The sequence below is a fragment of the Saccharospirillum impatiens DSM 12546 genome (assembly GCF_000423605.1).
GTDB lineage: Bacteria > Pseudomonadota > Gammaproteobacteria > Pseudomonadales > Natronospirillaceae > Saccharospirillum > Saccharospirillum impatiens.
In genome coordinates, this window is the sequence record NZ_AUIH01000101.1 from 1 (window position 1) to 5,220 (window position 5,220).

The 5,220-nt window shown below is 51.4% G+C and carries 6 protein-coding genes; 4 read left to right on the forward strand and 2 right to left on the reverse strand.

Annotation, left to right across the window (positions count from 1 at the left end; translation table 11 throughout):
* The first annotated feature begins 136 nt into the window (after window positions 1-136).
* Both G565_RS27815 and G565_RS25215 read left to right on the forward strand, forming a co-directional pair.
* Complete coding sequence (locus G565_RS27815; RefSeq protein WP_084649493.1) at window positions 137-436, forward strand: Bor family protein; 300 nt, start codon at window positions 137-139, stop codon at window positions 434-436.
* Window positions 437-450: 14 nt separating this feature from the next.
* Window positions 451-762, forward strand: coding sequence for a hypothetical protein (locus G565_RS25215; RefSeq protein ID WP_051208335.1), 312 nt, complete (start codon window positions 451-453; stop codon window positions 760-762).
* A 59-nt stretch (window positions 763-821) separates the two neighbouring features.
* Here the strand turns inward: G565_RS25215 and G565_RS0120260 are convergent, their stop codons facing one another.
* A complete protein-coding gene (locus G565_RS0120260) occupies window positions 822-1,310 on the reverse strand; it encodes an Lrp/AsnC family transcriptional regulator (RefSeq protein ID WP_028672443.1) in 489 nt (162 codons plus the stop codon).
* A 554-nt stretch (window positions 1,311-1,864) separates the two neighbouring features.
* Between G565_RS0120260 and leuA the strand changes: the two genes are divergently transcribed.
* Window positions 1,865-3,565 carry a 2-isopropylmalate synthase gene (leuA, locus tag G565_RS0120265; RefSeq protein ID WP_028672444.1) on the forward strand — a complete coding sequence of 567 codons (1,701 nt, stop codon included), beginning with the start codon at window positions 1,865-1,867 and terminating at the stop codon, window positions 3,563-3,565.
* A gap of 566 nt (window positions 3,566-4,131) precedes the next feature.
* Window positions 4,132-4,899: a hypothetical protein gene (locus tag G565_RS0120275; RefSeq protein WP_028672445.1), complete on the forward strand. Its 768-nt coding sequence runs from the start codon at window positions 4,132-4,134 to the stop codon at window positions 4,897-4,899.
* Window positions 4,900-5,021: 122 nt separating this feature from the next.
* Here G565_RS0120275 and G565_RS27820 read toward each other — a convergent pair.
* Window positions 5,022-5,220 (reverse strand): transposase (locus tag G565_RS27820; protein ID WP_028672446.1); only part of this gene is annotated, 199 nt, incomplete at its 5' end.

Consider the following 5,220-nt stretch of genomic DNA (forward strand, 5'->3'; position numbering starts at 1 on the left):
GGGACGATTGAACCCGACCCAAATGCTGAAATCCCCTTGAAATTGCCTTACCCGAGCGGATTGATGGAAAAATATCGGTCTATTTCAACAGCCTGCTAGTATACAGACTGAATATTTATGGTTACATGGAGTTTTTATGAGAATACGTTACATAGCCGTTTCACTGTTGGTGCCTTTGTTATTGGCCGGCTGCGCAACAGTGACTGCAACACCGAACGGCGAACCGAAAGTTGCATCGGTACCGCAATTCGAGCAAACCCAGCCGTTTTACTTTTGGGGGCTAACACCAGACAAGCAAAGCATAAATGTGAGTGACGTTTGTGGTGAGAGCAGCGTTAGGCAAATTCAGACACAATCCACTTTCGAGAACGGGTTTCTGAGCGTCATTACACTGGGCATATACAGCCCGCGGACTTCCAGAGTCTGGTGCGAATAAAGGAGAATTCCCGGATGAAAAGTTTGAATAAAGCTCTGCTAGGGTTTGCGGTTGCTGTTGTGCTTACGGGCTGTAGCACTATTGAATACACGCAAAACAACACGGGGTCGGTGGGCATGGAAGTCTATAAATCCATGCATCACAACTTCGCTTTTTCGTTGTATGAATACTCTCAACCGGTCAATTTGGCTGATTGCGGCAATGACTGGTCTTCCCTGGTAGTGGAGAAAGACGTTGTCACTGCGCTTGCCGGGAGCATCGACGACGCGATCGTTTTTGTCGATGTATGGGACCCTTGGGCCGTTACGCTTAACTGCTCACAGTGATCCCTTCAAAGAGCCCTTGATGTTTAGGGCTCTGCTTTAACTATCGCGCATTTTATCTCTTACACAATGTACCCCAATGGCAACTCGGTTTTATCCACCACACGCCGCAGCACAAAACTCGAATGCACACCGGAAACACCCGGTATTCGTGTAATACGGTTCAGTAGCAGCTCCTGAAAGACATCCATGTCCGGTACCACCGCCTTCAGCATGTAATCGGCGTCGTGCCCGGTGATCAGATAGCATTCCTGGATTTCCGGGCAAGCTTCGATCTGGCGCTGGAACTCATCGAACCGCTCGGGAATGTGCCGGTCCATACTGATCATGATCACCGCCGTTAACGACAACCCCAGTGCTTTACGCTCCAGCAACGTTACCCGCTTTAGAATGACGCCCGCGTCTTCCAGTGCCCGCACCCGGCGCAGACAGGGCGAGGGCGACAAGCCGACCCGCTCGGCCAGTTCCTGATTGGTGAGACCGCCATCCTGTTGCAGGCAGTCGAGAATACGGCGGTCTGTCTTATCGATTCTGACCAGTTTTTCGTTCATTTCGGCTTCTTCTCTCAATAAAACTTAATAATGAGCAATATACTGCTCAAATTTATCGAAATAAGATTAAATTAGCAAACACATTGCCGGGCGGCCCCCGTATCATAAGGTCATTGCTCGGGAGAGGTGCGGTTACCGCTGCAACAGACCCCTACTGCCTGGCTCACAAGGCCAGTCAGTGCCAGCGACGACCCCGTTGCCGGCCCAGCAGGTGCCAGACCCATCATCATTGGGCTGAGTTCCCTGAAGTGGTTTATGCGTGAAGTTATGTCACTAAGGAACGAAGTCAGGAAGTTCAGAGCGAGGCGGAAAGCCGCGGGAATAGCACCGCTATTTCAAGGTTTGACAACGAAGCTCTGGGCTTGCTGACAAAGTGAACAGTGACATAACTTTGCGTATAGACCACTTGGCGGTTCAGGCCGCCTGTCAACTTTCGAGTCGTTTCACGCAAGAAAGTTGCTGATTGCGCAATGAGCGATGTGAGTGCAATACGACAGAGTACAAACAGCCTAACGACACAGTAACCCATAACAGCCTGACAACAGGACACCATCATGAGCTTCGACCACCGCAAATACCCGGCCTTTGCCCCCATTCGCAAAACCGACCGTCGCTGGCCCGATCAACTGATCGAGCAAGCCCCGATCTGGTGCGCGGTGGACCTACGGGACGGGAATCAGGCGCTGGTTAAGCCGATGAACCTGGTGCAGAAGCAACAGATGTTCGACCTGTTGGTAGACTGTGGCTTCAAGGAAATCGAAATCGGTTTCCCATCAGCCAGCCAGCCGGATTTTGACTTCTGTCGGCAGTTGATTGAGCAAAACCGCATACCGGACGACGTGACCATTCAGGTGCTCACCCAGGCACGCCCGGAACTGATCGCCCGTACCTACGAGGCCCTGGCCGGTGTGCCACGCGCCATTGTGCATGTGTACAACTCCACCTCGACCGTGCAGCGCGAGCAGGTCTTCGAGCAGGATCGGGAAGGCATTAAAGCCATCGCCGTCAATGGCGCCAAAGAAGTCATGCGCCATGCAGCCTTGCATCCGGAAACCGACTGGACGTTCCAGTACTCGCCCGAAAGCTTCACCGGCACCGAGATGGACTATGCGGTAGACGTGATTGATGCCGTCTCCGCCGTCTGGCACCCCGAGCAGGGCCAGAAAATGATCATCAATCTGCCGGCCACGGTAGAAATGTCGACCCCCAATATCTTCGCCGACCAGATCGAATGGGTGTGCGACCACATTCAACACCGCGAACACATCATCATCAGCCTGCACACCCACAACGACCGTGGATGTGGCGTCGCCGCCGCTGAACTCGGCCTGATGGCCGGTGCCGACCGCATCGAAGGCACCTTGCTCGGCAACGGCGAACGCACCGGCAACATGGATCTGGTCACCGCCGCCATGAACCTCTATTCGCAAGGCGTTGACCCGACACTCGACTTATCCGACATGGCGCGCATCATTCGCACCGTCGAATACTGCACTGAAATTCAGGTTCACCCGCGCCACCCCTATGCGGGTGAGTTAGTGTTCACGGCATTCTCCGGCAGCCATCAGGATGCCATTCGCAAATGCCTGAATCGCCGCACTGCAGACGACGAGATCTGGCAAGTGGCCTATTTGCCCATCGACCCGTCAGACCTCGGCCGCCGCTATGAAGAAGTCGTGCGCATCAACAGCCAGTCCGGCAAAGGCGGCGTGGCTTATGTGCTTGAACGCGATTACGACATTACCTTGCCACGCTGGTTGCAGATCGACTTTGCCAAGGTCGTGCAGCGTGCTGCGGAAGTCAGCGGAGATGAAATTAATTCAGACACCATTCACGAACTGTTCAATCGTGATTACCTCACCACACCAGAAGGCTGGCGCTTACACACCTACGATCTGCACCGAACCGATGAAGGCGTGGAAGCCCAGGTTGATTTTGGTAACGACAGTGACCGGGTGTTGTTGCAAGGCTATGGGCAAGGGGCCGTCGAAGCACTGGCCCAGGCGCTGGAAAAACGCTACGACGTCACCTTGCAGGTTGATGCTTATGATGAGTTTGCGTTGTCGGAAGGTACGCAAGCCAATGCACTGGCTTGCTTGAAGGTCAGCGTTAGCGGTACGCCGGTTACTGCGGCATCATTGGCAGGTGACACCACCACCGCTACTCTGCAGGCGCTGCTGAATGCTGTAGGGCGTTATCAGTTGGCCAGTGCGGATGACAAGCGTCAGGCGGGCAGTGAGACAGCGGCGTTGTAAGTGGTAGGCACAGAGCCCTCATCCAGGGCTTTGTGCTTGAAAACAAAACCAACTTTTCAGCGAGTTGGTTTAGTGGGCTAAAACTCCTATTCTTTGTCTTCAATCTACCATTTTGTTCCATGTCTGGTTAAGATCGAAACCCTGCCTTCAGGTGCTTGCCTCTTTGCAACTATTGAAATTTCCCTATTGGTTCAGTGTAATACCTTTCTGTGTTTACCAGAAGGATACTCCCTGTTGAATGGTTTCAGCATATAAGTGAAAAGTAATATTAATAGGAGGAGGTATATTGAGTAGCAGGCATGTAGGGCTGCTGTTTATATTGAGTACTATGGCACTACCCTATGTGAAAACTAAATTAGTTTTCTACTGAGAGCTGGTTTTTGATTGGTTTGGGTGGGTGTCTCGATAGCTCAGTGCAGAGTTGAACACTTTACTAACGACCCTGAAATTGAACGACTGGAAAATATATTGGATATGATCGAATTGGTTGATATTCTCCCCGATTTTGAGACGTTGGAAGCGATGGAAGATCTGATGATTGGAACTCTGGCATCGGGGGTGCTGGAATGCGACTTATAACCGACAATTCAGCGTGGCAGTCGGACAATCCGGAGTGGATGGCGGAGCGGAAGAAAGAATGGAAAGAGGTATCCGCCAGGCTCAAAGCTGGGAAGCCGGTTTTGGTGCGTGGCAACTACGTGAAACACCATAAAGAGCTTTTCTTTAAAGGAACTATTAGCGATTTAGAAGTGCTTAAGTATGCTGGTGGCTATGAGTTCGGTTTTGCCTACCCTTTCTTCTTGATGTGGTACCACCCAAATCCATCTCTGGAGTTGTTTGAGCAGATCGTTTCTAGAGTTGAGAATTTAACTACGCTGCATAGATGTAGAGAGACTTTTCTCGATTTTGGTGCCAGCCTAAGAATAGCTAATACCCCGGCCGACAGATTTGACAGAGATTACGGTGTCTTTGGTGGTCGTGAGGAGTTAATGGCAAAGGTTCTTATTCGCTCTTCATCGCCTGACGATAGATGGGAAAAGGCTCCGGGGAACTACTTTGAGCTTGGCATACCGCTAGATACATTGGTTGCGAGAACTGGAGCGCTTAGAAGGCTGTTGGTAGGAAAGAAAACGACTAATCCGTTCGCACCAGCCCGTTATCTTTGGAAGTGGGTGGACAAAGAATTATCGAATGTGGAAAGTGAAAAAAGACTTCAGCAAATAAGAGAGATAATCAGGTTGGCGCTAACTTTCTATGATAGAGAAGGCCCTCACCAAATCGACCAGTACTCATTGATTGTTCGCGATGAACTGTCTAACAGGCTGTTGAAATAGACCGATATTTTTCCATCAATCCGCTCGGGTAAGGCAATTTCAAGGGGATTTCAGCATTTGGGTCGGGTTCAATCGTCCCTTTTTACCCGAGATCCGGGATTTCCCGGGCTGTCGGGCACCCATCAGGCGCACCTCCCCTGTATATTGACCATTCGCCTCAGATTCCAGCCTATGAAGGTGAGGTTCAGTACCTGATTGGCCTTATCCAACCCTCGAACCATGATCTGGCGAATTGGACCGACGGTCTTGCCCCAACCGAAGGGTTCTTCGACTCGTTTCCTGACCTTCATGCTTGCCTGATAGCCTGTGTGTCGTGTCGTG

What these genes read in the sequence shown, in the direction of transcription:
- G565_RS27815 (WP_084649493.1), top strand. Translation starts at nt 137, where the DNA reads ATGAGAATACGTTACATAGCCGTTTCACTGTTGGTGCCTTTGTTATTG.
- G565_RS25215 (WP_051208335.1), top strand. Translation starts at nt 451, where the DNA reads ATGAAAAGTTTGAATAAAGCTCTGCTAGGGTTTGCGGTTGCTGTTGTG.
- G565_RS0120260 (WP_028672443.1), bottom strand. Translation starts at nt 1,310, where the DNA reads ATGAACGAAAAACTGGTCAGAATCGATAAGACAGACCGCCGTATTCTC.
- leuA (WP_028672444.1), top strand. Translation starts at nt 1,865, where the DNA reads ATGAGCTTCGACCACCGCAAATACCCGGCCTTTGCCCCCATTCGCAAA.
- G565_RS0120275 (WP_028672445.1), top strand. Translation starts at nt 4,132, where the DNA reads ATGCGACTTATAACCGACAATTCAGCGTGGCAGTCGGACAATCCGGAG.